Annotated in this window: 26 protein-coding genes and 1 tRNA gene; 16 read left to right on the top strand and 11 right to left on the bottom strand. The window is 60.6% G+C overall.

Annotation, left to right across the window (positions count from 1 at the left end; translation table 11 throughout):
* Nucleotides 1-100: 100 nt before the first annotated feature.
* The gene (rpmA, locus tag AC1DYR_RS12165) at nucleotides 101-358 is read right to left on the bottom strand and encodes a 50S ribosomal protein L27 (protein WP_122955354.1); all 258 of its coding nucleotides are present in this window, start codon (nucleotides 356-358) and stop codon (nucleotides 101-103) included.
* 27 nt (nucleotides 359-385) lie between these two features.
* Nucleotides 386-697: a 50S ribosomal protein L21 gene (gene rplU / locus AC1DYR_RS12160; RefSeq protein ID WP_122955355.1), complete on the bottom strand. Its 312-nt coding sequence runs from the start codon at nucleotides 695-697 to the stop codon at nucleotides 386-388.
* Between the two features lie 183 nt (nucleotides 698-880).
* Here rplU and AC1DYR_RS12155 point away from each other — a divergent pair, with 183 nt between their 5' ends.
* The 9 genes from AC1DYR_RS12155 to AC1DYR_RS12115 all read left to right on the top strand — a co-directional run bounded on the left by AC1DYR_RS12155 (nucleotide 881) and on the right by AC1DYR_RS12115 (nucleotide 8,005).
* Nucleotides 881-1,864 carry a polyprenyl synthetase family protein gene (locus AC1DYR_RS12155; protein WP_477705323.1) on the top strand — a complete coding sequence of 328 codons (984 nt, stop codon included), beginning with the start codon at nucleotides 881-883 and terminating at the stop codon, nucleotides 1,862-1,864.
* Nucleotides 1,865-1,876: 12 nt separating this feature from the next.
* A tRNA-Pro gene (locus AC1DYR_RS12150) sits at nucleotides 1,877-1,953 on the top strand.
* Nucleotides 1,954-2,088: 135 nt separating this feature from the next.
* Nucleotides 2,089-3,825 carry a type IV-A pilus assembly ATPase PilB gene (gene pilB / locus AC1DYR_RS12145; RefSeq protein ID WP_477705322.1) on the top strand — a complete coding sequence of 579 codons (1,737 nt, stop codon included), beginning with the start codon at nucleotides 2,089-2,091 and terminating at the stop codon, nucleotides 3,823-3,825.
* 80 nt (nucleotides 3,826-3,905) lie between these two features.
* Nucleotides 3,906-5,126, top strand: a complete 1,221-nt coding sequence (locus AC1DYR_RS12140) for a type II secretion system F family protein (protein WP_477705321.1) — start codon at nucleotides 3,906-3,908, stop codon at nucleotides 5,124-5,126.
* 11 nt (nucleotides 5,127-5,137) lie between these two features.
* Entirely contained in the window at nucleotides 5,138-5,977 is an 840-nt protein-coding gene (locus tag AC1DYR_RS12135) for a prepilin peptidase (protein WP_477705320.1), read from the top strand.
* A 4-nt stretch (nucleotides 5,978-5,981) separates the two neighbouring features.
* Nucleotides 5,982-6,593 (top strand): dephospho-CoA kinase, encoded by a 612-nt coding sequence (gene coaE, locus AC1DYR_RS12130; protein WP_477705319.1) that lies wholly within the window; start codon nucleotides 5,982-5,984, stop codon nucleotides 6,591-6,593.
* A 45-nt stretch (nucleotides 6,594-6,638) separates the two neighbouring features.
* On the top strand, nucleotides 6,639-7,394 hold the full coding sequence (zapD, locus tag AC1DYR_RS12125) for a cell division protein ZapD (RefSeq protein ID WP_477705318.1): 756 nt from the start codon (nucleotides 6,639-6,641) through the stop codon (nucleotides 7,392-7,394).
* A gap of 70 nt (nucleotides 7,395-7,464) precedes the next feature.
* A complete protein-coding gene (locus AC1DYR_RS12120; RefSeq protein ID WP_477649824.1) occupies nucleotides 7,465-7,671 on the top strand; it encodes a DNA gyrase inhibitor YacG in 207 nt (68 codons plus the stop codon).
* A 61-nt stretch (nucleotides 7,672-7,732) separates the two neighbouring features.
* Nucleotides 7,733-8,005, top strand: a complete 273-nt coding sequence (locus tag AC1DYR_RS12115; protein ID WP_477705317.1) for a hypothetical protein — start codon at nucleotides 7,733-7,735, stop codon at nucleotides 8,003-8,005.
* A gap of 46 nt (nucleotides 8,006-8,051) precedes the next feature.
* Here the strand turns inward: AC1DYR_RS12115 and grxD are convergent, their stop codons facing one another.
* The 4 genes from grxD to hemA all read right to left on the bottom strand — a co-directional run bounded on the left by grxD (nucleotide 8,052) and on the right by hemA (nucleotide 12,011).
* Nucleotides 8,052-8,384, bottom strand: a complete 333-nt coding sequence (gene grxD / locus AC1DYR_RS12110) for a Grx4 family monothiol glutaredoxin (RefSeq protein WP_457279670.1) — start codon at nucleotides 8,382-8,384, stop codon at nucleotides 8,052-8,054.
* 141 nt (nucleotides 8,385-8,525) lie between these two features.
* Nucleotides 8,526-9,383 carry a peptide chain release factor N(5)-glutamine methyltransferase gene (gene prmC, locus AC1DYR_RS12105; RefSeq protein ID WP_477705316.1) on the bottom strand — a complete coding sequence of 286 codons (858 nt, stop codon included), beginning with the start codon at nucleotides 9,381-9,383 and terminating at the stop codon, nucleotides 8,526-8,528.
* A 109-nt stretch (nucleotides 9,384-9,492) separates the two neighbouring features.
* Complete coding sequence (gene prfA / locus AC1DYR_RS12100; RefSeq protein ID WP_477649827.1) at nucleotides 9,493-10,614, bottom strand: peptide chain release factor 1; 1,122 nt, start codon at nucleotides 10,612-10,614, stop codon at nucleotides 9,493-9,495.
* Between the two features lie 107 nt (nucleotides 10,615-10,721).
* A complete protein-coding gene (gene hemA, locus AC1DYR_RS12095) occupies nucleotides 10,722-12,011 on the bottom strand; it encodes a glutamyl-tRNA reductase (RefSeq protein ID WP_477686049.1) in 1,290 nt (429 codons plus the stop codon).
* 138 nt (nucleotides 12,012-12,149) lie between these two features.
* On the opposite strand from hemA, the gene AC1DYR_RS12090 reads away from it, so the two are divergent.
* Nucleotides 12,150-12,440 (top strand): hypothetical protein, encoded by a 291-nt coding sequence (locus AC1DYR_RS12090; RefSeq protein WP_477705315.1) that lies wholly within the window; start codon nucleotides 12,150-12,152, stop codon nucleotides 12,438-12,440.
* Nucleotides 12,441-12,590: 150 nt separating this feature from the next.
* Here AC1DYR_RS12090 and ugpQ read toward each other — a convergent pair whose 3' ends face one another.
* The 5 genes from ugpQ to ugpB form a co-directional block, all read right to left on the bottom strand.
* Nucleotides 12,591-13,346, bottom strand: coding sequence for a glycerophosphodiester phosphodiesterase (gene ugpQ / locus AC1DYR_RS12085; protein WP_477705314.1), 756 nt, complete (start codon nucleotides 13,344-13,346; stop codon nucleotides 12,591-12,593).
* A 42-nt stretch (nucleotides 13,347-13,388) separates the two neighbouring features.
* On the bottom strand, nucleotides 13,389-14,408 hold the full coding sequence (locus AC1DYR_RS12080; RefSeq protein ID WP_477705313.1) for a sn-glycerol-3-phosphate import ATP-binding protein UgpC: 1,020 nt from the start codon (nucleotides 14,406-14,408) through the stop codon (nucleotides 13,389-13,391).
* Between the two features lie 109 nt (nucleotides 14,409-14,517).
* Nucleotides 14,518-15,369: a sn-glycerol-3-phosphate ABC transporter permease UgpE gene (ugpE, locus tag AC1DYR_RS12075; protein WP_477705312.1), complete on the bottom strand. Its 852-nt coding sequence runs from the start codon at nucleotides 15,367-15,369 to the stop codon at nucleotides 14,518-14,520.
* Nucleotides 15,370-15,514: 145 nt separating this feature from the next.
* Nucleotides 15,515-16,396, bottom strand: a complete 882-nt coding sequence (gene ugpA / locus AC1DYR_RS12070) for a sn-glycerol-3-phosphate ABC transporter permease UgpA (protein ID WP_477705311.1) — start codon at nucleotides 16,394-16,396, stop codon at nucleotides 15,515-15,517.
* A 129-nt stretch (nucleotides 16,397-16,525) separates the two neighbouring features.
* Nucleotides 16,526-17,839 (bottom strand): sn-glycerol-3-phosphate ABC transporter substrate-binding protein UgpB, encoded by a 1,314-nt coding sequence (gene ugpB, locus AC1DYR_RS12065; RefSeq protein WP_477705310.1) that lies wholly within the window; start codon nucleotides 17,837-17,839, stop codon nucleotides 16,526-16,528.
* A 230-nt stretch (nucleotides 17,840-18,069) separates the two neighbouring features.
* Between ugpB and AC1DYR_RS12060 the strand changes: the two genes are divergently transcribed.
* The 6 genes from AC1DYR_RS12060 to ubiB all read left to right on the top strand — a co-directional run bounded on the left by AC1DYR_RS12060 (nucleotide 18,070) and on the right by ubiB (nucleotide 26,734).
* Complete coding sequence (locus AC1DYR_RS12060; protein WP_477705309.1) at nucleotides 18,070-21,972, top strand: DUF3683 domain-containing protein; 3,903 nt, start codon at nucleotides 18,070-18,072, stop codon at nucleotides 21,970-21,972.
* A gap of 100 nt (nucleotides 21,973-22,072) precedes the next feature.
* Complete coding sequence (locus AC1DYR_RS12055) at nucleotides 22,073-22,486, top strand: gamma-butyrobetaine hydroxylase family protein (RefSeq protein WP_477705308.1); 414 nt, start codon at nucleotides 22,073-22,075, stop codon at nucleotides 22,484-22,486.
* A gap of 157 nt (nucleotides 22,487-22,643) precedes the next feature.
* On the top strand, nucleotides 22,644-23,375 hold the full coding sequence (gene ubiE / locus AC1DYR_RS12050) for a bifunctional demethylmenaquinone methyltransferase/2-methoxy-6-polyprenyl-1,4-benzoquinol methylase UbiE (protein ID WP_477705307.1): 732 nt from the start codon (nucleotides 22,644-22,646) through the stop codon (nucleotides 23,373-23,375).
* 38 nt (nucleotides 23,376-23,413) lie between these two features.
* Nucleotides 23,414-24,403, top strand: coding sequence for a Tim44 domain-containing protein (locus AC1DYR_RS12045; RefSeq protein WP_477705306.1), 990 nt, complete (start codon nucleotides 23,414-23,416; stop codon nucleotides 24,401-24,403).
* Between the two features lie 148 nt (nucleotides 24,404-24,551).
* Nucleotides 24,552-25,184, top strand: a complete 633-nt coding sequence (locus AC1DYR_RS12040; RefSeq protein ID WP_477705305.1) for a hypothetical protein — start codon at nucleotides 24,552-24,554, stop codon at nucleotides 25,182-25,184.
* Nucleotides 25,181-26,734, top strand: a complete 1,554-nt coding sequence (gene ubiB, locus AC1DYR_RS12035; protein WP_477705304.1) for a ubiquinone biosynthesis regulatory protein kinase UbiB — start codon at nucleotides 25,181-25,183, stop codon at nucleotides 26,732-26,734. The genes AC1DYR_RS12040 and ubiB overlap by 4 nt, the downstream gene beginning before the upstream one ends.
* The last annotated feature ends 95 nt before the right edge of the window (nucleotides 26,735-26,829 follow it).

Genomic DNA, 26,829 nt, shown 5'->3' with positions numbered 1-26,829 from the left:
ACAGGGGGGCGTCAGGGGCCGGAGATCAAGTTTACAAACAAAAAAGCCCCGACAGGTCGGGGCTTCGTTTCAGTCGAAGTGACTTATCGAAGTGATCAGCTTACGCCGGGGTCACATTCACGGTGTGCTTGTTCAGCGCACCCTTGACGGAAAACGAGACCGAGCCGTCAACCAGCGCAAACAGCGTGTGGTCTTTGCCGATGCCGACATTGACGCCTGGGTGGAACTTGGTGCCGCGCTGGCGCACGATGATGCTGCCTGCGTTGATGACTTCACCGCCAAATTTCTTGACGCCGAGCATTTTGGGCTGTGAATCACGCCCGTTTCGCGTAGAGCCGCCGCCTTTTTTCTGTGCCATTTTTCGTTACTCCTGGTACGTCCCTGCTTAGCCGGCGATGGCGCCGATTTGCAGTTCCGTGTAGTTTTGCCGGTGGCCCTGACGCTTTTGGTAGTGCTTGCGACGGCGCATTTTGAAAATGCGAACCTTGTCGTGCCTACCCTGAGAAAGGACAGTGACTGTAACAGTGGCGCCGGACACCAAGGGCGTACCAACCGTGATTGTGCTGCCGGTGCCGACAGCCAATACCTGGTCAATAACGATCTCTTGGCCTACGTCCGCAGCAATCTGTTCTACTTTAATTTTTTCTCCAGTAGCAACTTTGTATTGTTTGCCACCGGTTTTTATGACCGCGTACATGTAAGACCTCTTTATTGAGTTCTGCAGACGGATTTCCGCAGAGCCCAATATTCTAGCATGCCGGGCCAAAATTGGCCAGCCACCTGTTTTCCGGGCTTTTTCGGGCCGGATGAGGGGCTGGGCCGGGTATGGCGGGCGGGGGTCTTCCTATAATCTGCCCAAACTTACGTCTGGACCCGCCTTTTGTCTGCCAATTCTTCAAGCACCGCCGCAGCCCTCGCCCTGATTGCAGACGACATGCGGGGAATGGACGCGGTCATCGAGCTTCGCCTGAAGTCCGAGGTGCCCCTTGTTAGTCAGGTCTCCCGGTACATCGTCGCGGCCGGCGGCAAGCGGTTGCGGCCGGCACTGCTGCTTTTGATGTGCGGTGCTTTGGGCTACAAAGAGGCTCAGCGCTACAACCTCGCCGCCGTCGTCGAGTTCATCCATACCGCGACGCTTCTGCATGACGATGTGGTGGACGAGTCCACCTTGCGCCGCGGGCGGGCGACCGCCAACGAAGCCTTCGGCAACCCTGCCAGTGTTCTGGTGGGTGACTTCCTCTATTCCCGGGCGTTCCAGATGATGGTCGAAGCCGGCAATATGCGTGTCATGCAGACACTTGCCGAGGCAACCAACGTGATCGCCGAGGGCGAGGTGCTGCAGCTCATGAACATGCACGATGCGACGCTGTCGGAGGAGGGCTACCTCCGGGTGATCCGATCCAAGACGGCCAAGCTGTTCGAGGCCAGCGCCCGTCTGGCGGCCTTGCTGGCCCAGGCGCCGCCAGCCATCGAGCAAAGCTGCGCGGACTACGGACAGGCGCTGGGCACCGCATTTCAGGTGATCGACGACGTGCTGGACTACGACGGGGATGTGTCCGAAATGGGGAAAAACCTGGGGGACGACTTGCGCGAAGGCAAGGCGACACTCCCGCTGATCATTGCCATGCAGCGAGGTACCGAGGCCGAACGCACGACCATCCGGCAGGCGATCGAGACTGGCGGCACGGGCCAGATGGCGCAGATCATTGCCATCGTGCAGCAGACGGGGGCACTTCAGGCCACCAGGGATGCCGCAGCTGTGGAGGCACAGCGCGCACTGGATGCCTTGCAGGCATTGCCCCAAAACATTTACAGTAATGCCCTGGTGCAGCTGGCCTCCCAATTGCTTGAGAGGCGTTTCTGACAGCTGCCGGATCGGGGTGTAGCTTAGCCTGGTAGAGCGCTACGTTCGGGACGTAGAGGCCGGAGGTTCGAATCCTCTCACCCCGACCAGGAATGTTTCTGCCTTAGCCATATCTGTGCGTTTCTTCGCATACTTCCAACGTCTGGCAGGCCTCTGGCGCGTTTTCGATTTACACCTTGTAATCTATAAGCGATGATACCTATTTAAGCCTATCCAGAGAACCCATGGCCGCTGTCGACACCGCTATCAACCAACCGCCATCCATGGCATTGCCGGGTCTGGGCCGAGCTCTGGTGATTGCGGGGAAACTGGGGCAAAAGGCCGCTGAAGACATTTTTCGCAAAGCCCAAACGGGGCGCACCAGCTTCATCGCCGAACTGACAGGCTCCGGAGCGGTTTCTGCATTTGACCTTGCGCACACCATGTCGACCGCCTTTGCGGCGCCTTTGCTTGACCTGGATGCCATAGACATACAGCGCCTGCCCAAGGGGCTGCTCGATACCAAGATTTGTGCAACGTATCGCATCGTTGTGCTGAGCAAGCGCAATAACCGGCTGATTGTTGCGACGGCAGACCCTTCCGACCAGGAGGCGGCCGAAAAAATCAAGTTTTCCACCCAGATGGGGGTCGACTGGGTCATCGCCGAATACGACAAGTTGTCCAAGCTGTCGGAAACGTCCAATACCAGCGCCTCCGAGGCGATGGAAAGCATCATCGGTGACGACTTTGAGTTTGATGAAACAAGTGTGGATTCTGGCGCCGCGGAAGATGATGTGGCGGGTGTCTCAGAAGTTGAGGACGCACCGGTTGTCAAATTTCTCCAGAAGATGCTGCTCGACGCTTTCAGCATGCGTGCTTCCGATCTGCACTTCGAGCCGTTTGAACATACTTACAGGGTTCGCTTCCGGGTGGACGGCGAATTGCGTGAAATCGCGTCGCCGCCAGTGGCTATCAAGGAAAAGCTCGCTGCGCGTATCAAGGTTATTTCCAAGCTGGATATCTCGGAAAAACGCGTGCCGCAAGACGGCAAGATGAAGCTCAAGATCGGTCCTGATCGTGTCATCGATTTCCGGGTGAGTACCTTGCCGACCATGTATGGCGAAAAAATCGTTATCCGTATTCTGGATCCCAGCAGCGCCAAGCTGGGCATCGATGCGCTGGGGTATGAGGCGATTGAAAAAGAGCGTCTGATGGCCGCCATTCAGCGGCCCTATGGAATGGTGCTGGTGACGGGGCCGACGGGCTCCGGTAAAACCGTGTCGTTGTACACCTGCCTGAATATTCTGAACAAGCCGGGCGTCAACATTGCCACCGCTGAAGACCCTGCCGAAATCACGTTGCCCGGTGTCAACCAGGTCAGCATGAATGACAAGGCCGGCATGACTTTTTCTGTCGCGCTCAAGGCCTTTTTGCGCCAGGATCCGGACATCATCATGGTCGGTGAGATTCGTGACCTTGAAACGGCTGATATTGCCATCAAGGCCGCGCAGACCGGGCACATGGTCATGTCCACGCTGCACACCAACGACGCGCCGACCACATTGACGCGTATGCGCAACATGGGCATTGCTCCTTTTAATATTGCTTCCAGCGTGATCCTGATCACGGCCCAGCGCCTGGCCCGCCGGCTTTGCCCCAACTGCAAGTCCCCTGCGGATATCCCCCGCGAGACATTGCTGGAGGCTGGGTTCAAAGAGGATGACGTCGACGGCTCATGGACGCCGTATCGGCCTGTGGGGTGCTCCATGTGCACAAATGGTTACAAGGGTCGTGTCGGTATTTATCAGGTGATGCCGATTTCCGAAGAAATCCAGCGTATTGTCCTTCGCGACGGAAGTGCGCTTGAAATCGCCGCGCAGGCTGAACTCGAAGGGGTCAGAAGCCTGCGCCAGTCCGGATTGCAAAAAGTTAAACTCGGAATGACCTCTCTGGAGGAGGTTTTGGGTTGCACGAATGTTTAAATTTACTCACGTAAAGTGCTGATCAATCGGCGTCTGTAGCGAAAGGTGGCTTGGGCCATCGATAAAACGAGAAAACCATCATGGCAACTGCAGCATCCACCAGAGGCGTCAAGGAATTTGTTTTCGAGTGGGAGGGCAAGGACCGCGGCGGCAAACAGGTTCGAGGTGAAACCCGGGCCGCCGGAGAAAATCAGGTCAAGGCTTCCCTGCGCCGCCAGGGCGTTTTGCCCACCAAGATCAAGAAGCGCAGCATGCGCTCCGGCAAGAAGATCAAGCCGAGGGACATCGCCATCTTTACCCGCCAGCTGGCTACGATGATGAAAGCGGGGGTTCCGCTTTTGCAGTCTTTTGATATTGTGGGTCGCGGCAATGCGAATGCCAGCGTCACCAAACTTCTCAACGATGTGCGCACTGACGTGGAAACCGGTACCTCCCTAAGCGCGGCTTTTCGCAAATACCCGATGTATTTCAATGCGCTGTATTGCAATCTGGTCGAGGCCGGTGAAGCTGCAGGTATTCTGGAATCCCTGCTGGACCGCCTTGCGGTCTACATGGAGAAAACTGAAGCCATCAAATCGAAGATCAAGTCAGCCCTGATGTACCCCATTTCGGTGGTGATTGTGGCCTTTGTGGTGGTCGCGGTGATCATGATTTTTGTGATCCCGGCTTTCAAGGAGGTTTTTAAATCTTTTGGCGCTGATTTGCCGGCGCCGACGCTGTTCGTGATAGCCGTCAGTGAATTTTTCGTTGCCTATTGGTGGCTCATTTTTGGTGGCATCGGTGGCGGTCTCTACTTTTTCTTCCAGGCCTGGAAGCGCAACGAAAAAATGCAAAAATTCATGGACAGAGCCTTGCTCAAGGTGCCTGTCTTTGGCTCCCTGATTGAAAAATCGTGCATTGCCCGATGGACCCGCACCTTGTCCACCATGTTTGCCGCCGGCGTTCCACTGGTTGAAGCGCTGGATTCCGTGGGTGGAGCGTCGGGCAATTCCCTCTATGCCGATGCCACCGAGAAAATCCAGCAGGAAGTCTCCACGGGCACCAGCCTGACGGCCGCGATGGGCAATGCGAATCTGTTCCCGACCATGGTGTTGCAGATGTGCGCCATCGGCGAGGAGTCCGGCTCCGTCGATCACATGCTCGGTAAGGCCGCTGACTTCTATGAAGCGGAAGTCGACGAGATGGTGGCCGGCCTTTCGAGCCTGATGGAGCCCATCATCATTGTGTTCCTGGGTACCCTTATTGGCGGCATCGTGGTATCGATGTACCTGCCCATCTTCAAGCTGGGTCAAGTCGTTTGATGGAGACGGGTATGGGCCCGGCGTTTGATGCGTCGCTGGCCGCCATCCTGGGCCTGCTGATTGGCAGTTTCCTGAATGTTGTGATTTACCGCCTCCCCAAAATGATGGAGCGGCAGTGGGCGCAGGAATGCGCGGAACTGGCTGGGCATCCAGCAGAACCTTCTGACAAATTCAATCTGCTGGTGCCACGTTCACGGTGCTCCAGCTGCGGCCATGCCATCCGCTGGTACGAGAACATTCCGGTGGTCAGTTACGTGTTCCTGCGCGGCAAGTGTTCGGTATGCGGCTCGCCCTACGGTATGCGCTACCCCGTCGTCGAAGCGGTGACGGGCACCCTTTTCTTCTTTTGTGTGTGGCGTTGGGGTTGGTCGCTGACTGCTCTGGGCTGGTGTGGCTTTTCGGCCGCACTGCTGGCCCTGGCGGTGATCGATTGGGACACCACCCTGCTGCCTGACGATATCACCTTGCCTTTGCTGTGGGCCGGCCTGATCGTCGCCGCCCTGCAGTGGAACCCGTCGGTTAACCTGCCAACGGCTTTGTGGGGCGCAGTTGCCGGCTACCTGTCTCTGTGGCTGGTGTACTGGGCCTTCAAACTGGCCACCGGCAAGGAAGGCATGGGCTATGGCGACTTCAAGCTTTTCGCGGCACTCGGTGCCTGGTTCGGCTGGCCTGCGCTGGTTCCCATGATCCTGATGGCTTCGGTGATTGGTGCTGTCACAGGCATTGCGCTGAAGTTCTCCACGGGCTTGCGTGACGGCGGGTATGTGCCCTTTGGGCCTTTCCTGGCCGGTGCGGGGTTCACGGCCATGATTTTTGGGCCGCAATCCATTTTGCGATTTGTGGGCCTGTGATGCCATGTCCCGTGCAGCCCTGCGTATTGGACTGACCGGTGGCATAGGCAGCGGTAAAAGTACGGTTGCCGGCATTTTGGTTGCGCAGGGCGCGGTGTTGGTGGATGCCGATGCCATTTCCCGCGCCGTCACGGCAAGTGGCGGAGCGGCTGTACCGGAAATTGTGGCGTTGTTCGGTGCAAACCTGATCACCCCTGAAGGAGCCATGCACAGGGAGCGGATGCGAAAGCTGGTCTTTGATGACCTATCTGCGCGGCGCAAGCTCGAGTCCATCGTGCATCCCTGGGTAAGCCGGGAAACCCTGCGCCAATATGAGCTGGCGGTCGCAGGCGGCAGTGCTTGTGTCATTTTTGACGTCCCGTTGCTGGTGGAGTCGGGACGGTGGCGGCAACAGCTTGACCAGATTCTGGTGGTGGATTGCAGCGAGGTGACCCAGGTTGACCGCGTGATGGCCCGAAACGGCTGGCCACGGGAGGTGGTGGAGAAAATCATGGCTGGCCAGGCAAGCCGCGCGCAGCGCCTGTCTGCGGCTGACATATGCCTTTATAACGATGGCCTATCTCTGGCGAGCCTGGAAGCCCTGGTCCGACAGCTTGCCAAGCGCTTCGGGCTATGATGCGCAAACAAACCTCCTCATTCAAAGCCGACGAAATCTAGCGCTGTGATCCTTTACGAGTATCCTTTTCACGAACGCATACGCACGTATTTGCGACTTGAACACCTGTTCCGCCGTCTCGGCGAACTGGTGGAACGTGAGAGCCCGACGGATCATCATTTCGCGATCACGACCATTTTTGAAATCATGGACGTGGGTGCACGGGCCGACCTGAAGACCGACGTGCTCAAGGACCTTGAGAAACAAAAACATGTCCTCAATGGTTACCGTGGCAACCCGGCCATTTCCGAGGCCGTTCTTGACGAGGTGACCGGCCAGCTTGAAGGCTGTTTTTCCGCTTTGAACAACCTGCCGGGCAAAGCCGGTCATTCCCTGACGGAAAACGACTGGCTGATGAGCATTCGCAGCCGTGTCGGCATCCCGGGCGGGACCTGTGAGTTTGATTTGCCGGCCTACTATGCATGGCAACACCTGGACACCGAAACACGCAAGCAAGACCTGCAGCGCTGGATCACGCCGCTGGTGCCGCTGGCCGAATCCATACGTGTACTGCTGACGCTGTTGCGTGACTCCGGGGCGCCTCAAAAAGTGGTGGCGCCTGGCGGGCAATACCAGCAGACGTTGCCGCAGGGGCGTACCTTCCAGCTGTTGCGCCTGCGGATAGACCCGGCTCTGGGGCTGATTCCCGAAATCAGCGGTAACCGGCTGATTGTGTCGGTGCGCCTCATGCGTCACGGCAGTGACGACCGGTTGCATGCCAGCACGGAAGATTCCGAGTTTGAGTTGACGCTTTGCTCCTGAACCCAAGGCCTGCTGCGCACTTGCCAACAGACTCGATCAATCCCCAGACCTGTCCACAAACATGCCTGCGATGAAAAAAGATTCCCCGCCTCTCAAACGGGTCGTTTGCCCGGGCTGCGGCGGTGAAAGCATTTACGCTCCCAGCAACCCTTTTCGCCCATTTTGCAGCGAGCGTTGCAAGAACATAGACTTGGGCGCCTGGGCCAGCGAAGGGTTCCGCCTGCCGGCTGATGTGCCACCGGATGATGAACAATTTGGCGACCCCAAGCTGCAATAAAGCTTGAGGCGAAACGCGGTGTCACCTGCGTTTGCGAAAGAATAAAAAGGGAGGAAAAAGTATGAACAGGAATTTTTGCAATGCGCTGGCAGCCGTCCTGGCCATGGCGCTGCTGGGCGGTAATGTGCAGGCTCAATCGGCCCAGGATGGGGTAAAGCCCGCCAAGGCCAAAAAAACCAGGAAGACCGCCGCGCAGCCCGGTGCGACACTTCCAGGTGGCAAGGTGAAATTCATCTCCGGATCCGCAGAGACAGCCGGCCAGCGCGATGCCCGGCTCAAGCGCGAATGCAAGGGCGCAGTGAATGCGGGCGTCTGCACGGGCTACACGCGCTGACACACTGGCAGCGCCGGTGCGAAGCGGGCGTCGCTACCTGTAATGCTCAGTTGGTGGTGGGGGTTCCCAGCACCTGTTGCAGCTCGCCGTTCTGGTACATCTCCATCATGATGTCCGAGCCGCCGATGAACTCGCCTTTCACATAGAGCTGTGGAATGGTCGGCCAGTTGCTGAACTCCTTGATGCCGTGGCGGATTTCCTCGTCTTCCAGCACGTTCACCGTGGCGGGCTTGTTCACGCCGCAGGCCTTCAACACCTGGATGGCACGGCCGGAAAAACCGCACATCGGGAATTGGGCCGTGCCTTTCATGAAAAGGACCACATCGCTCGATTTGACGATTTCGGCGATGCGTTGCTGGGTAGGGTCTGTGGTGCTCATGGTGAATCCTTTTGGGGTGTAGGCCGAAGCGCCTGTATCGGGCCGAAAAACGCGTTTCGGCGAGGCTGTTTCAAATACATGGAATCTGGAAACCAGAATTCAACCTCCCGATTATCCCGCCGTTTGATTTCCCGTGTGGATTCATCGTTCGCCGGGCCACAGCCCGCCAGAACAGCGTTCAATGCCTGCCAGGTCGCGCCGGCTCTGAACCTGTACAAAGCCCTCCTGCGCCAGCAGTGACCGCACGGCTTCAGCCTGGTCGTAGCCGTGCTCCAGCAATAGCCAGCCGCCTGGCAGCAGGCTGGCGGGCGCCTTCCGGGTGATCTCCCGGATGTCGTCCAGCCCGTCCAGCCCGGCGGCCAGCGCTGTCAGGGGTTCATGGGTCAGGGCGTCCAGATGGGGGTCGGCACTGGCGATGTAGGGCGGATTGCTGACGACAAGGTGAAAGTGTCCGCTAACTTTCTCAAGCCAGTGGCTTTGGATGAAATCCAGGTCGAGGCGTAAACGGGCCGCGTTTTCGCGGGCCACGACCAAGGCGTCCGCGCTGGCGTCCACGGCCACAACCCGGCCTTCGCGACAGGCTGTTTTCAGGCTATGCGCGATGGCCAGCGCAATCGCGCCACTGCCCGCGCCCAGGTCCAGAATCGCCGGTGCTGCGGGCGCGGTGGGGGTTTGCAACAGCTCCAGCGCCCAGTTCACCAGGGTTTCGGTGTCGGGCCGCGGCACCAGCACGCGGGCATCCACCTGCAGTGTGAGGCCGAAAAACTCCTTGTTGCCGACGATATAAGCAAGGGGTTCTCCCCCGGCCCGGCGCAGGCTCAGGGCGCGAAAGTCGTCAGCTGCTTTTTGCGCAAGCACATCGGTGTCGTGCGCCAGCAGCCAGGCGCGGGCGTCGGCGGGCTTGCCCAGCGCGTGCAACAGCAGCAATTGAGCGTCCAGGCGGTCCAGCCCCAGAGTCTGGGCCGCCGCCAGGGCCTGTGCGCAGCTGGGTGGGTTCATGGCAGATGACTATGTTTGCTATTAAAAATATAGCTGCTCGTGCATGATCTATAAGGGCTGGAGGCCGATTTCATACATAAAACTGCCATAAAAGCATCAAAAAGGCCCTTCAGAGGCCGTTGTTGGCCGTCTCAAGCTCCGCCAGCAGCTCGGCGCCGCGCGCCACCTGCAGCGCGGTGACCACGTCGCCCAGGTCGCCTTCCATGATGGCCAGGAGCTTGTACAGCGTCAGGTTGATGCGGTGGTCGGTCAGCCGCCCCTGCGGGAAGTTGTAGGTGCGGATGCGGTCGCTGCGGTCGCCCGTGCCCACCAGCCCCTTGCGCAGGGCGGCATCTTTGGCGGCGCGCTCGGAGCGGTCTTTTTCGTGGATGCGTGCCGTGAGTACCTTGAGCGCCTGGGCCTTGTTGCTGTGCTGGCTCCGGCCTTCCTGGCATTCCGCGACGATACCGGTCGGGATGTGCGTGATGCGCACGGCCGAATCCGTCTTGTTGATGTGCTGGCCGCCGGCACCGCTGGCGCGGTAGGTGTCGATGCGCAGGTCGGCCGGGTTGATCTGGATGGCCACGGCTTCGTCCGGCTCCGGCATCACGGCCACCGTGCAGGCGCTGGTGTGGATGCGGCCTTGCGTTTCAGTGGCGGGCACGCGCTGCACCCGGTGGCCGCCCGACTCAAAGCGCAGCTTGCCGTACACACCGACGCCCAGGGCGTCCGTAGCGCCGTCAATACGCAGGACGACTTCCTTGTAGCCGCCCAGTTCGCTGGAGGATTCACTGATGATTTCCACCTGCCAGCGGTTGCGTTCGGCAAAGCGGGTGTACATCCGGAACAGGTCACCGGCGAACAGCGCCGATTCGTCACCGCCGGTGCCTGCCCGGATTTCGATGAAAGCCGCGCGCGCATCGTCCGGGTCCTTCGGAATCAGCATCAGCTGCAGGGCTTCGTCAATCTGCGCGATGTCGGCTTTTGCCGCGGCGATTTCTTCCTCTGCCATCGCAGCCATCTCAGGGTCATCTTTGGCTTCAGCCAGCATGCCTTCAGCACTGCTGAGGTCGGCCTCGCGGCTGGTGAGCCGCAAATACTGGTCGGCGATCACGCTCGCCTCGGCATGTTCCCGGGTCAGCGAACGGAAGCGGTCCAGGTCGCTGACCACGTCGCTGGCGGACAGCAACGAGTCCAGCTCGTGCAACCGCAGCAGCTGGCGGTCCAGGGTTTGGCGAAGAAAAGGTTTCATGGGAATGGAGTACTGGAAAAGGGGGGCCGCAAGGCCGTCAGCAACGACGCTCCGCCAGCGGAGCCACCGGCTCGCGCCGGCAGGGGGAGTCAGCGCGTTGGCGGCCGCTAACGCTCTTTGTCGCCGGACTGGATTTTGGGCAGCTGGCCGCGCAAGAACAGCCTGGACACGGTTTGTGCCGTGGCTTCGCGGCTGTTGGCGTCGCCCGCATGCAGCTCGGCCAGCGCGCCGTGCAGCATTTTCTGGGTGAGGCCGCGGGTCAGCGCGTCCAGCACCGTGTCGATGGGCTCGCCCCGGGCCAGCAGCTTTTTGGCCCGCACGATCTCGGCGGCACGCCACTCGTCGGTCTGCGCGTTGAGCTGCTGGATCAGCGGCACGCTGCGGCGCTGGCCCAGCCAGTGCATGAAATTCTGAACGCCCGCGTCGATGATGACCTCGGCTTGCGCCACGGCGGCCTTGCGGTTGTCCTTGCCGGTCTGCACCACGTGGGCCAGGTCGTCCACCGTGTAAAGGTAAATGTCGGGCAGCGCCTTGACTTCGGGTTCGATGTCGCGCGGCACGGCCAGATCAACCATGAACATCGGGCGATGCTTGCGCAGTTTCACGGCGCGCTCGACAGCACCGAGGCCGATGATGGGCAGCGTACTGGCGGTGCAGCTGATCACGGCGTCGAATTCATGCAGGCGGCTGGGCAGATCGGCCAGGCGCATCACTTCGGCGCCGAAGCGGCCGGCCAGTTTTTCGCCGCGCTCGAGCGTGCGGTTGGCAATCGCCATGGCTTTGGGGTTCTTGGCGGCAAAGTGGGTGGCAGCCAGGTCAATCATCTCGCCGGCGCCGACAAACAGCACCTTGATGTCGCTCAGGTCTTCAAACAGCTGGCCGGCCAGCCGCACGCTGGCCGCCGCCATGCTGATGCTGTGCGCGCCGATTTCGGTGCTGCTGCGTACTTCTTTGGCCACGGCAAAGGAGCGCTGGAACAGCTGGTGCAAGGTGGTGCCCATGGCGCCCGCGTCCTCGGCGGCGCGCACGGCATCCTTCATCTGGCCCAAAATCTGGGGCTCGCCCAGCACCATGGAATCGAGCCCGCTGGCCACGCGAAAAGCATGACGGGCCGCTGCATCGTCGTGCAGGGTATAGGCATGTGAGCGCAGCAGGGCGGGCGAGACGCCGCCGCTGTGCGCCAGCCAGTCCAGCGTGTGGTCCAGGTCGTTCTTTTCGCCAGCGCAGTAGATTTCAGTACGATTGCAGGTAGAGAGCAGCGTGGCCTCAGGCTGGCGGGCCAGCGACTCGCGCAAACCGCGCAAAGTGGGCTCGACCTGGTCCAGGGCGTACGCGAACCGGCCGCGCAAATCGAGCGGTGCGGTGTTGTGGTTTAGCCCAAGGGCCCAGACTGACATCCTCCGATTATAAAATTGAAGCGACCAGGCCGGTACAAAGGCCGGACAATCGCCCTGATAGTCCTTTTTTTTGGCCGTTTTGAAGCCTGTTTTGGAGCTGTTCTGAAGCCGGGCGAGTTTTTAACTACCCCTACGCGCATGACCTTTTACCTGCTGGCGAACCACCTGCTCAATCTTGTCCTGCCGGCCGCCGCGGTGGCCCTGCTGCTGGTACTGGCAACTCAGCTTATGGGTGGATTATTTAGATCAAAAAGCCCTCTGACCCAGACCTGGTATGCGCAAGCAGCTATTGTTTTTGTAGTAAACGTGGTGGTGCTGGTGGCCGGGCTGGTGTTCTTCGGCCATGACGGGAAGATGCTGACGTATGCCGCCATGGTGGTCGGCGCGGCCGTCTGCCAGTGGGTTTTGCTGGGCGCCTGGCGGGCCTGAAGGGGTTCTATAAATCCAATTGCCGGGCGCATGGCTGCGTTGCGCGCTGCTCGGAATCCTCATGCACCCAAGTGCATTCCGGTGTCCTGCGCTCCGTGCGCCTTGCCCTGCACCCGGTAATTGAATTTCTAAAGTCCCTTCGAATAGCGACTACAAATCGGGCTTGAAGACGTTCACTGCGTCGGTGATGATGCCGTCGGTGCCCAGGGCCAGCAGCCGCTGCACGTTCGCTTCGTCATTCACCGTATAGCTCAGCAACTTGAAGCCGGCTTTTTTGGCCTGGGCCACCGTATCGGCGTTCCAGAGTTTGTGGTTGCAGACGATGGCCACGCAGCCCAGCTGAGCCGCTGTTTCCAGCCAGTTGGCGGGGAGTTGGTCGAGCAGCAGGCCGCGTGGCAACTGGGGCTGGGCATTTCGAGCCGCCTCCAGCGACAGCGGCTGGAAGGACGTCAGCAGTGGGGGAATGGCTTGGCCCTGCCACAGCCGGGCCGCTTCGTTGGCCACCACGGTGCCGGTGTGACTGTCGATGCCCGGTGTGGGCTTGATCTCGATATTGAGGAAGTAGCCCTTGTCCAGGCAAAAGCGGGCGATGCGCTCAAAGCTGGCGAGGCCCTCCGCGGCAAACGCCGGGGAATGCCAGCCGCCGGCGTCAAGCTTGGCCAGCGCCTCCCAACTTAACTCGCCAGCCACACCTTTGCCGTTGCTGGTGCGCTCCAGCGTGGCGTCGTGCAGCAAAAAGGGAACGTCGTCGGCGCTCAGTTTCACGTCGCACTCGAACATGCGGTAGCCATGGCTGGCGCCCATCATGAACGAGGCCAGCGTGTTCTCAGGCGCCAGCTTGCCGGCGCCGCGATGCGCTACCCAGCGCGGGTAGGGCCAGTTGGCAGCTGATACGGGGTTTGTCATGGGTGTGCTCAGGACCTGTGGAGACGAGACGAAAGCCGGAAATTAGATCCGTTTGCCCGTTTCCGAGTCAAACCAGTGCAGGCGATCTGCGCGCGGCGTGACATGGATGGTCGCGCCGATTTCGGGCGCCGTTGACAGGCTTTCATCGGTACGCACGATCAGGAATTCTTCGCCCATACGGCAATACACCAGGCGCTCCGCACCCAGCATTTCAATCGTATCGACCTGCACGGCCCAACCCGTAGCGCCCACCGTCAGGTGTTCGGGCCGTATGCCCAGAATGGCGCCGGGCTTGCCGCCGAAATCGTTGTTCGGCGCCTGCTTGAGCAAATTCATGGGCGGCGAGCCCATGAAGCTGGCCACAAAGGTGGTGGCGGGGCGGTTGTACACCTCTTCGGGCGTGCCGAACTGCTCCATGCGGCCGGCGTTCATCACCATCATGCGCTGGGCCAGCGTCATGGCTTCGACCTGGTCGTGCGTGACGAAGAGTGAGGTGATGCCGAGTTCGCGGTGCAGCTTCTGGATTTCAAGACGCGTCTGCACGCGCAGCTTGGCGTCCAGGTTGGACAGCGGCTCGTCAAACAAAAACACCTGCGGCTGGCGCACGATGGCACGGCCCATGGCCACGCGCTGGCGCTGCCCGCCCGAAAGCGCGCGGGGTTTGCGGTCCAGCAGGTGGCCCAGCTCCAGGATCTTGGCGGCCTTGTCGACACGCGTCTTGATTTCGTCTTTGGGCACCTTGGCGATTTTCAGGCCGTATGCCATGTTGTCGAACACGCTCATGTGCGGGTAGAGCGCGTAGTTCTGGAACACCATGGCGATGTCGCGCTCGGAGGGTTCCAGCTCGTTGACGACCTTGCCGCCGATGGAGATCTGCCCGTCGCTGACTTCCTCCAGCCCGGCCACCATGCGCAGCAGGGTGGATTTGCCACAGCCCGAAGGCCCGACGATGACGATGAACTCGTGGTCCTTGATTTCAGCGTTCACGCCGTGCAGAACCTGCAGCATGTCCTTGCCGGTGCCGTAGCGCTTGATGACATTGTTGAATTGGAGTGAAGCCATTGAGATAACCTGTGTTGGATTTAATTCAAGCGGACGCCGCGGAACCGGCTTTGCCGGGCCGCTGGTGGCGCCCCCTGGGGGGAGGCGCCGAAGGCGCTTCGGGGGAGGATCATTTCTCGGTGTCGACCAGGCCCTTGACGAACCATTTCTGCATCAGCACCACCACCAGGGCGGGCGGCAGCATCGCCAGAATGGCGGTGGCCATGACCACGTTCCATTCGTTCTGGCCGTCGCCGCCGGCGATCATGCGCTTGATGCCAACGACCACGGGGTACATGTCTTCACTGGTCGTGGCCAGCAGCGGCCAGAGGTACTGGTTCCAGCCGTAGATGAACTGGATCACGAAGAGCGCGGCGATCGAGGTTTTCGACAGCGGCAGAAGTACGTCAAAGAAAAAACGCATGGGGCTGGCGCCGTCCATGCGTGAGGCTTCTGTGAGTTCGTCGGGCACCGTCAGAAAAAACTGGCGGAACAAAAAGGTGGCTGTGGCCGAAGCGATCAGTGGCACCGTGAGACCCGCATAGGTGTTGAGCATGTTCAGGTCGGACAGCACCTTGTAAGTGGGCAGAATGCGCACCTCCACCGGCAGCATCAGCGTCACAAAGATGGCCCAGAAGCAGGTCTTCTTGAACGGAAAGCGGAAGTACACGATGGCGAATGCCGACAGCAGCGAGATCGCAATCTTGCCGATGGCGATCACCATCGCCGTGACGAAGCTGACCCACATCATGTGCGCTACGGGTGCGTTGGAGCCAACAGCGGATTCGCGCCCGAACAGCGCCGCCTTGTAGCTGTCGAGCATATTCGTGCCCGGCAACAGCGGCATGGGCGCCTGCACGATGTCCTGCGCGGTGTGGGTGGAGGCCACGAAGGCCAGGTAGAGGGGAAAAGCAACAATCAGGACGCCCAGGATCACGATGACGTGGGCAAGGATGCCGTGGGTTCCGCGTTTTTCAACCATGGTATGACCCCCACGGTTGCTCACTGCGAGCCTGCGGCAACGCCCTGCCCCTTGCACTGGTCAAGGGGCCGCTGCGCCTGCGGTCTGGCAAAGCCAGTTCCGCGGCCCCTGCTGAACAGGAATTCAGATGTTTTTTGGAGATCATTTAGTACTGAACCTTTTTCTCGACGTAGCGGAATTGAATTACGGTCAGCGCCACCACGATCACCATCAAGACGACCGACTGCGCAGCCGAACCTCCCAGGTCCATGGCCTTGAAGCCGTCGTAATACACCTTGTAGACCAGGATGGCCGTGTCCTTGCCCGGCCCGCCCTGCGTGGCGGCGTCGACGATGGCAAAGGTGTCGAAAAAGGCATAGACCACGTTGATGACCAGCAGGAAGAAGGTGGTAGGCGACAGCAACGGGAACTGGATGGTCCAGAAGCGGCGCCACGGCCTGGCGCCATCGATGGCGGCGGCCTCGATCAGCGATTTGGGAATCGACTGCAGGCCCGCCAGGAAGAACAGGAAGTTGTAGGAGATCTGCTTCCACACCGAGGCCATCACGATCAGTGTCATGGCATGACCCGAGTCAAGCAGGTGGTTCCAGTTGATGCCGATCTTGCCCAGCGCATAGGCCACCACGCCCAGTGAAGGCGAAAACATGAAAACCCACAGCACGGCCGCCACGGCAGGTGCCACCGCGTAAGGCAACACCAGCATGGTCTTGTAGAACATGCCGCCGCGCGTGATGCGGTCGGCAAAAACGGCCAGCACCAGCGACAGGCTGATGCCGATGCCGGCGACCATTACCGAGAAAAAGGCGGTGGTCTTGAACGACTCCACATAGCTCGGGTCGTCCAGCAGCTGCCGGAAGTTGGCCAGGCCGACAAATTCAATGGAAGTTCCAAAGGCATCCTGCTGCTGCAGCGACTGCAGGATGGCCTGCGCCGCAGGCCAGAAGAAGAACACCAAAATGACCGCCATTTGCGGCAGCAGCAGCAGCCAGGGCAGCCAGCTGGATCGAAAGACAACGCGTTTTTCCATAGGGCCTTCAGTGGGCAAAAACTGGTGAGTGCTAAAACATAAAAACCCGCCTGGCCTTCCCTGATCGAGGGGAGGGTCAAGCGGGCCGAGTGTAGCCCGCCAGGCGGGCTTGGCTCTGTCTCTTGCGGATCAGCCCTTGTTGGCTTTCTGGAAGCGCTCAAGCTGTTCGTTGCCGCGCTTGACGATGGTGTCCAGGGCTTCCTTGGCTGTTTTCTTGCCATTCCAGACCTGCTCGAGTTCTTCGTCCTCGATCGCACGTACCTGCACATAGTTGCCCAAGCGGATGCCGCGGCTCTTGTCGGTCACCTTGCGGATCATCTGCGTCACGGCCACGTCGGTGCCGGGGTTTTGCGTGTAAAAGCCCGACTTCTCGGTCAGTTGGTAAGCCGCGGTGGTCACAGGCAGATAACCCGTGCGCTTATGGCTGGCCGACTGCACTTCAGGCGTGGAGATGAAACTGAAGAACTTGGCCACGCCCTTGTATTCGGCAGGCTTCTTGCCCGACATGACCCAGAGGCTGGCGCCGCCGATCACGGTGTTTTGCGGCGCGCCGGGTACGTCCTGGTAGTAGGGCAGCGGAGCCAGGCCATAGGCGAATTTGGCGTTTTTCGCCACATTGCCGTAAAAGCCCGACGAGGTATTGATCATGGCGCACTCGCCCGAGATGAAGCTGGCTTCCGGTACGTTGCCGCGGCCCTTGTAGATAAAGAGGCCTTGCTTGGCCATGTTGGCCAGGTTCTCGATATGGCGCACATGCAGCGGTGAGTTGATCTTCATGCGCGCATCAAGCCCGGCCAGGCCGTTGCTCTTGGTCGCGAACTCGACGTTGTGCCAGGCCGAGAAGCTTTCGAGCTGCGTCCAGCCCTGCCAGGCCGTAGTGAAGGGGCATTTGTGGCCCGCGGCCTTGAGCTTGGCGGCGGCAGCCACCACTTCCGGCCAGGTTGCAGGCGCTTTGTCCGTCGGCAGGCCGGCGGCCTTGAAGGCATCCTTGTTGATATAAAAAATGGTGGTGGAGCTGTTGAACGGGAAGCTCAGCATCTGGCCGTTAGGCGCTGTGTAGTAGCCGGCCACAGCCGAAATGTAGGCGGTAGGATCGAATTTTTCGCCTGCATCCCTCATGACCTGACCGACGGGAATGACCGCGCCCTTGCTGGCCATCATGGTGGCAGTGCCGACTTCAAACACCTGCAGGATGTGGGGCGCGTTGCCGGCGCGGAAGGCCGCGATGGAGGCGGTCATCGATTCGTCGTAAGTGCCCTTGAAGGTAGGGACCACCTTGTATTCCTTCTGGCTTTCGTTGAACTGCTTGGCCAGGTCATTGACCCATTCGCCATTAACGGCTGTCATCGAATGCCACCACTGGATCTCGGTTTGCGCCTGGCTGGCCAAAGGCACGCAAAGGCCTAGGGCCGCAAAAGCGAACGCGGAAAGACGGTTTTTCATCAAAACTCCTGGGATTTGGGCGCGCACAAGGGGCGCCAAGTTAAACGAGACAGTCTAGAAACTGTTTATGACACACGGATTTAAGCGATTTGGAAGACTCCCGGCAAGCGGGATTTCCATAAGACGACTTAGGATTGTGCCCGGGGCAGCGCGGCACTGGCCAAATGTTGCGCTGCGGTAATATAGGGCAACAGCGCTGGACACGGGTCCGAAGCCGCTGGCTTTTCACGATGAACGCCCCTACTACCCTCCAAGAATTGAACGTCTTTGCCGATGACGCAAAGGCTGGCGAAGCCCGCATCCGCGAGATTCCCTATAACTACACCTCGTTTTCCGACCGCGAAGTGGTCATCCGCCTGCTCGGCGAGCGGGCATGGGACCTGCTGAACCGCCTGCGCGACGAGCGTCGCACCGGCCGCTCCGCGCGCATGCTGTATGAAGTGCTGGGCGATGTCTGGGTCGTGCAGCGCAACCCCTATTTGCAGGACGACCTGCTCGACAACCCCAAGCGGCGCAAGCTGCTGGTCGACGCCTTGCAGCATCGGCTGACTGAAGTCGAAAAACGCCGCACCCCGGATGCAGACCAGCAGCGCGACGCCATCGTGGGCGAACTGCTGGACGCCGCTCGCGGCGCCGTCGCCCGCTTCTACACCTCCTTTAGCGAGATGTACGACCTTCGCCGCCTGACGGAACGCAAGCTGCGCAAACTGACCCTCAAGGACAACATCAAGTTCGACGGCCTTTCGCGGGTGTCGCATGTCACCGATGCGACCGACTGGCGCGTCGAGTACCCCTTTGTGGTGCTCACGCCTGACACTGAAGCCGAAATGGCCGGCCTGGTCAAGGCCTGTATCGAGCTCGGCCTGACAATCGTGCCGCGCGGCGGCGGCACGGGCTACACCGGCGGGGCGATTCCGCTCACCTGGAAGTCGGCTGTCATCAACACCGAAAAACTCGAAGCCATGACCGAGGTCGAAATGGTCTCGTTGCCTGGTGTTGAGAACCCGGTCGCCACCGTGTGGACTGAAGCCGGCGTGGTTACCCAGCGCGTGGCCGACGCCGCAGAGCGCGGCGGTTTTGTGTTCGCAGTCGACCCGACCTCTGCTGAAGCCTCCTGCATAGGCGGCAACATCGCCATGAACGCGGGCGGCAAAAAGGCCGTGCTGTGGGGCACCGCTCTGGACAACCTTGCTTCATGGCGGATGGTTACGCCGCAGGCCCAGTGGCTGGAAGTCACGCGCGTGGGCCACAACCTCGGCAAGATCCACGACGCCGAGATGGCCAGTTTCGATCTTCAGTATTTCGAAGCCGATGGCAAAACGCCCATTCGCACCGAGCGGCTCGATATTCCCGGCAAGACATTCCGCAAGGAAGGCCTGGGCAAAGACGTCACCGACAAGTTCCTGAGCGGCCTGCCCGGTATCCAGAAGGAAGGCTGCGACGGCCTCATCACCAGCGCGCGCTGGATCGTGCACCGCATGCCGGCGCACACCCGCACGGTGTGCCTGGAGTTCTTCGGCAATGCCAAGGACGCGGTGCCCAGCATCGTCGAGATCAAGGATTTCATGTTCGCCGAGCAAAAGCGCGGCGGCGCCATCCTCGCGGGGCTGGAGCACCTGGACGACCGTTACCTCAAGGCGGTCGGCTATGCGACCAAATCAAAAAAGCACGGCGGCCTGCCGAAGATGGTGCTGTTTGGCGACATTGCCGGCGACGATGCCGACGTCGTGGCGCGCGCCACGTCGGAAGTCGTGCGCATTGCCAACTCGCGCCATGGCGAAGGTTTTATCGCCATCAGCCCCGACGCGCGCAAGAAATTCTGGCTGGACCGCAAGCGCACCGCCGCGATCTCCAAGCACACCAATGCCTTCAAGATCAATGAAGACGTGGTGATTCCTTTGCCCCGCATGGCGGAGTACACCGACGGCATCGAGCAGATCAACATCGAGCTCAGCCTGGCCAACAAGATTCGGCTGTGCGACGAGCTGGAGGCGTTTTTCCTCAAAGGCAACTTGCCGCTGGGCAAATCGGATGATGCCAACGAGATTCCTTCGGCAGAGCTGCTGGAAGACCGCGTTGGCCAGGCGCTCGCGCTGCTGGCTGAAGTACGGGCTCGCTGGTCGGGCTGGCTCGCAGGCGTTGCCACCTTGTTCCCGCAGCTGCAGGACCACACGCTGCGTGCCAGCTGGAAAACCGATATCCGCGCCCAGCTTCAGGCGATCTTCTCGGGCGGTGCGTTTTTGCCGATCCTGGAAGAGTGCAATGCCATCCACAAGCGCGTGCTCAAGGGTCGCGTGTGGGCGGCGCTGCACATGCACGCCGGCGACGGAAATGTGCACACCAACCTGCCCGTCAACAGCGATGACTACGAGATGCTACAAACCGCGCATGTGGCTGTGGCGCGCATCATGGTGCTGGCCCGTTCGCTGGACGGCGTCATCTCCGGCGAACACGGCATTGGCATCACCAAGCTGGAGTTTTTGACCGACGAAGAGCTGCGGCCCTTCACCGAATACAAGCAAAAGGTCGATCCGGAAGGGCGCTTCAACAAAGGCAAGCTGCTCCGAAATCAGGAGCAGCTTGCGCACGAAGGGCGTGGCCTGCAAGCCGATTTGACCAATGCCTACACCCCCAGCTTCGGTTTGATGGGGCACGAGTCGCTGATCATGCAGCAGTCCGACATCGGCGCCATTGCCGACAGCGTCAAAGACTGCCTGCGCTGCGGCAAGTGCAAGCCGGTGTGCGCCACCCACGTGCCGCGCGCCAACTTGCTGTACAGCCCGCGCAACAAAATTCTGGCCACCTCGCTGCTGGTCGAAGCCTTCCTGTACGAAGAGCAGACCCGGCGCGGCGTGAGCATCAAGCACTGGGAAGAATTCGAGGACGTGGCCGACCACTGCACGGTGTGCCACAAGTGCCTGACGCCTTGCCCGGTGGATATCGACTTCGGCGAAGTCTCGATGAACATGCGCAACCTGTTGCGCAAGATGGGGCAAAAGTCCTTCCGGCCTGGCAACGCGGCTGCCATGATCTTCCTGAACGCCACCAGCCCGCAAACCATCAAGTTCATGCGCGGCGCCATGGTGGACGTGGGCTTCAAGGCCCAGCGCCTGGCCAACGACCTGATGCGCCGGCTGGCGCGCAAGCAGACGGCGTTGCCGCCCGCCACCGTCGGCAAGGCGCCCGTGAAAGAGCAGGTGATCCACTTCATCAACAAGAAGATGCCGGGCGGGCTGCCCAAAAAGACCGCGCGTGCGCTGCTGGACATCGAAGACAAGGACTACGTCCCCATCATCCGCAACCCCAAGAGCACCACCTCTGAAACCGAAGCGGTGTTCTATTTCCCCGGTTGCGGCTCCGAGCGGCTCTTCAGCCAGGTGGGCTTGGCCACGCAGGCCATGCTCTGGCATGCGGGCGTGCAGACCGTGCTGCCGCCGGGTTACCTGTGCTGCGGTTACCCGCAACGCGGCAGCGGCCAGTTCGACAAGGCCGAGAAAATCATCACCGACAACCGGGTGCTGTTCCACCGCGTGGCCAACACGCTGAACTACCTGGACATCAAGACGGTGGTGGTCAGCTGCGGCACCTGTTATGACCAGCTGCAGGGCTATGAGTTCGACAAGATATTCCCGGGCTGCCGCATCATCGACATCCACGAATATCTGCTCGAAAAAGGCATCACCCTGCGCACCGACCAGCCCGGTGCGGGCTACCTTTATCACGACCCCTGCCACAGCCCGATGAAGCTGCAGGAGCCGATGAAGACCGTCAAGGCGCTGCTGGGCGACAACGTGCTCAAGAACGACCGCTGCTGCGGCGAATCGGGCACGCTGGGCGTCACCCGGCCCGACATCTCGACGCAAATCCGCTTTCGCAAGGAGGAAGAGCTGCGCAAAGGCGAGGCCGCCTTGCGGCAGGCCGGGGCTGTGGCTGAGACCGGCAACGTCAAGATCCTCACCAGCTGCCCGAGCTGCCTGCAAGGGCTCTCGCGCTACGGCGATGATCTGCAGAACGGCCTGCTCGAGGCGGACTACATCGTGGTGGAAATGGCCAACCAGATTCTGGGCAAGGAGTGGCTGCCGACGTATGTGGAGGCAGCCAATCACGGCGGTATCGAACGGGTGCTGGTCTAGGCCGTTTCCTGGTTCCAATGTCAACGGGCTTATTGCCAAAATGCCAAAACCTTGAAGGCCTGATCCGTCCGGCCTTCCTCTTTCAGAAAGCGATTCCTCCATGGCAGGCCTGCAACCCGGTTCACCCACTCCCACTGCGCTGACGGTTCATAGCCAGTCGCGTGTCCTTGAAATCGCGTTTTCCGACGGCGCCGAGTTCAAAATCCCGTTTGAGCTCATGCGCATCTATTCGCCCTCGGCAGAAGTGCAGGGCCATGGCCCCGGCCAGGAAATTTTGCAAACCGGCAAACGCGAAGTGAATGTGGTTGAGCTCGAGCCTATTGGCAATTACGCGGTCAAGCCCGTGTTTTCCGATGGCCATGAGAGCGGAATCTTCTCGTGGGACTACCTCTACAAACTGGGCGCCGACCAGGCCCAGTTATGGGACGAGTACCAGAGGCGCCTGCAGGCGGCCGGTGTTGAGCGCGATGCACCCATGGCCGCGCCCGGCGGCCACGGCTGCGCAAGCCACTGATTCCGCGCGAGCGGTGCGCGGCCACGGCGTGGCCGCGAATGGGCATTTCGCACCACTGTTGTTTTTCCAGCATAAAAGTGGGCAATAAGCCGCAATGCCCCATGTCAGCTCAGGGTTGTCGAGAGCAATTACACCTTTGCCCTCTAGCATTGATGGTATGAGCAGTACCCATTTCGGTTTTGAATCCGTCGACGAGCAGGACAAGGCACGCCGCGTGCGCGGGGTGTTTGACTCTGTGGCCCCCAAATACGACGTGATGAACGACCTGATGTCCATGGGCCTGCACCGTGCCTGGAAGGCCTACACGGTGCTGGTGGCCAATGTCAAAGAGGGCTACCAGGTGCTGGACATCGCCGGCGGCACGGGCGACCTGGCGCTGGCCTTTGCCCCCAAGGTGGGCAGCACCGGCCGTGTGGTGCATACCGATATCAACGAGGCGATGCTCCGCGAAGGCCGCAACCGGCTGCTCGATGCTGGCGTCAGTTTGCCCACCCTGGTGTGCGACGCCGAACACCTGCCGTTTCCCGATGCGAACTTCGACGTGGTGACTGTCGCCTTCGGGCTGCGCAACATGACGCACAAGGAAGATGCGCTGCGCGAAATGAACCGCGTGCTCAAACCCGGTGGCAAGCTGCTGGTGCTGGAGTTCTCCAAAGTGGCCAAGCCGCTGGAAAAAATTTACGACTGGTATTCCTTCAAGGTGTTGCCGCGGTTGGGCAAGCTGGTGGCCAATGACGATTCAAGCTACCAGTACCTCGCTGAATCAATTCGCATGCACCCCGGCCAGGACGAACTGAAAGCCCTTATGCATAAAAGTGGTTTCGGCCATGTGGACTATCACAACATCACAGGCGGAGTTGTGGCATTGCATGTTGGAATCAAGTGTTGAAAAGTCAAACGGCCTCAAACCGTGATCAAGGAGACGATATGAAAATCTGGTCGGCAATTTTTTCCGCAGCGCTTGCGTTAGCCCTGACTCTGGGGGGAACGGCTGCTGACGCCAAACGACTGGGCGGTGGTTCGTCATTTGGCAAACAGTCGTCCAACGTGACCAAGCGTGAAGCGGCGCCTGGCGGTGCCAATGCCGCCAAACCGGCGGCCCCTGCGGCAACGCCGGCGCCTGTTGCGCCCAAGAAACCCTGGGGTGCCATGCTGGGCGGCTTGGCCGCAGGTCTGGGCCTGGCGTGGCTGGCTTCGTCGCTGGGCCTGGGCGGCGCCTTCGGCCAGATCATCATGTTCGCCTTGCTGGCACTGGTGGTCATGCTGGTGGTCGGCTTCATCATGCGCAAGCTCAAGGGTGGAGCGGCTGGCGCGCAAGGTTCTGCGCCCGGGCAGACGCCCTTTGCCTTCCAGGGTGCGGGGAATGCCACCGCCCCCAAGAACTACAGCCCTGAGAACGTCGGCAACGATGCATCCGCACGCCCCTGGGAGCGTAGCAGCATGGCTTTTGATGCCAACAAATACGATGCGGCAGCGCCCGCAGGCGGCTCCATGATCGGTTCGGCCCTCCTCGGTTCGCAGTCCTGGGGCGTTCCGGCCGGTTTTGACGCCGAAGGCTTCCTCAAGGCCAGCAAGGCCAACTTCGTCACGCTGCAGGATGCCTGGGACCGCTCCGACATCCAGAACCTGCGCGCCATGATGACGGACGACATGCTCGAGCAGATCAAGACCCAGCTGGCTGACCGCGAATCGCACACCGGCGGTGTGGTCAACAAGACCGAGGTCGTGATGCTGGATGCGCAATTGCTGGGCATCGAGGAACTGAGCGACGTCTATATGGCCAGCGTGGAGTTTTCCGGCATGATCCGCGAAGACGCTTCCGCAGGCGCCAGCCCCTTCCGCGAAGTCTGGAACATGACCAAGCCACGCAGCGGCGGCAGCGGCTGGCTGGTTGCCGGTGTACAGGCATTGCAGTAGCCCCCACGGTCGCTCACTGCGTGTAGCTCCCTGCCCCCGAGGGGGCCGCTGCGCCTGCGGCCCGGCAAAGCCGGTTCCGCGGCCCCGGCTGATAGATAAATAGGGGGCTTAACTTGTCAGGCGTTTTATCCTGCAAAATCGGGGTCGTATGAACACTACGACCCCTTTTTCATTTCTGGAATCCGTTGCCACCCGCTTTCAGCCGCCCGCCTGGGTGGTGGATGAGGGGCAGCAACGACTGGTGCTCTTCCTGAACCATGTCCTGATGCAGGAAAAGCAGGCGCAGGATCGACTGCTGCGGCAAAAGGGGCGCGTGGTGCATCTGCGCTGGGGTCTGTTTGCGATTGACCTGGTGGTGACACCGGCGGGCCTGGTGGACCGGGCCCAGCCTGCTGCCAAGCCGGACCTGCTGCTGGCTGTGGCTACCGAATCCCCGCTGACCGTGATGCAGTCCGTATTGGCCGGCAAGCCGCCGCCGGTGAAAATCGAGGGTGATGTTCAGCTGGCCGCTGAACTGGGCTGGCTGGCCGAGAACCTGCGCTGGGATGCCGAAGAGGACCTTTCCCGGTTGATCGGTGACGCGCCTGCGCATGCCGTGGCCGACGCCGGGCGGCGAATCTTTGCGGGGCTCAAGCAGTTTTTGGCAAGTACACCTCTTGCGTCGGTTCCTCCTTCCTCCGCGGCAGCAACCTCCGGTGCCGAACCCCCTGAAACGGCGCCCAAGGCGGGTCCTTCTGCGGCAGGCGGCGATGCCGAGCCAGTGAAAGCACCTGCTGCATGAGTCGCCTCTTCCGAGGTGTTTTTATCGTCTGGACCGTGCTCCGGTTTGGCCTGGATGAGCTGGTGCTCTCCAGTTTCGAGCGTCCCTGGATCCGTTTGCTGACCCGCATCGTTTCGCTGGGCCGCAACCTGAAGGCACCGCGCGGCGAGCGCCTGCGCGAAGCGCTTGAAAGCCTGGGTCCTATTTTTGTCAAGTTTGGCCAGGTGATGTCGACACGGCGCGACCTGCTTCCCCCCGACATCGCCGACGAGCTTGCGCGCCTGCAGGACCGGGTGCCGCCTTTTGAGTCCGCCGTCGCCGTCGCCATCATCGAAAAGGCCTTTGGCCGGCCGCTGGACCGCATCTTTGCAAGCTTCGAACAAATCCCCGTCGCCAGCGCCTCGATTGCCCAGGTGCACTTCGCCACCTTGCCAAATGGCCGCGAAGTGGCCGTCAAGGTGCTTCGGCCCAATATGCTGCCTGCCATTGAGAAAGACCTGGCGCTGATGCACATGATGGCCGGCTGGGTGGAAGGCGCGTCGGCTGATGGCAAACGCCTCAAGCCCCGCGAGGTGGTGGCCGAGTTCGATAAATACCTGCACGACGAGCTGGACCTTCTGCGCGAGGCGGCCAATGCGGCCCAGCTGCGCCGCAACATGCAGAACCTCGACCTGGTGATGATCCCTGAAATGGTCTGGGACTTCTGCATGCCCGACGTCATGGTGATGGAGCGCATGAAGGGCGTTCCGATCAGCCAGGCCCAGCGCCTGCGCGATGCCGGTGTCGACATGAAAAAACTGGCGCGCGACGGCGTCACCATTTTCTTCACCCAGGTGTTCCGCGACGGTTTCTTCCATGCCGACATGCATCCCGGCAATATTCAGGTCAGCCTGGCGCCGGAAACATTCGGCCGCTACATCTCGCTGGACTTCGGAATCGTGGGCACCCTGACCGAAGTCGACAAGGAATACCTGGCCCAGAACTTCAGTGCTTTTTTTCAGCGCGACTACAAACGCGTGGCCGAATTGCACCTGGAATCCGGCTGGGTTCCGCCCGAGACGCGGGTGGACGAGCTGGAAGCCGCTATCCGTGCCTGCTGCGAACCCTACTTCGACCGGCCCCTCAAGGAGATCTCGCTGGGCCTGGTGCTGATGCGGCTGTTTCAGACCTCGCGCCGCTTCCATGTCGAAATCCAGCCCCAGCTGGTGCTGCTGCAAAAGACCCTGTTGAACATCGAGGGCCTGGGCCGCGAGCTGGACCCTGACCTGGACCTCTGGAGCACCGCCAAGCCTTTTCTCGAGAAATGGATGCTCGAGCAGGTGGGACCGGAAAAACTGCTGGCGCAGCTCAAGGCGGAAGCGCCCGCTTATGCGAAGCTACTACCCGGTTTACCACGCCTGTTGTCCCAGTACCTGAAATCGCCCCCCGGAATCAGCCGGCGGGAGCTTGAGGAGCTGCTGTATGAGCAAAAGCGTACCAACAAACTGCTGCAAAGCCTGATTTATGGCGGTTTGGGCTTTGTGTTGGGGCTGATTGCCATGCAGTTTGTCCTGCGGATACGGGTGTTTTAGGGCCGGCCGGGGAAGGTCTCAACGGCCTATAATTGAAGGCTTTGCATCTGGGAGCCTTTTCCAGGCAAATTCCCCGGGATATTCCCGGGAATACC

This window comes from Polaromonas sp. P1_F9, from assembly GCF_056405615.1.
The sequence above is the reverse complement of the archived record's forward strand: the minus strand, read 5'-3'. Positions and strand labels throughout refer to the sequence as shown.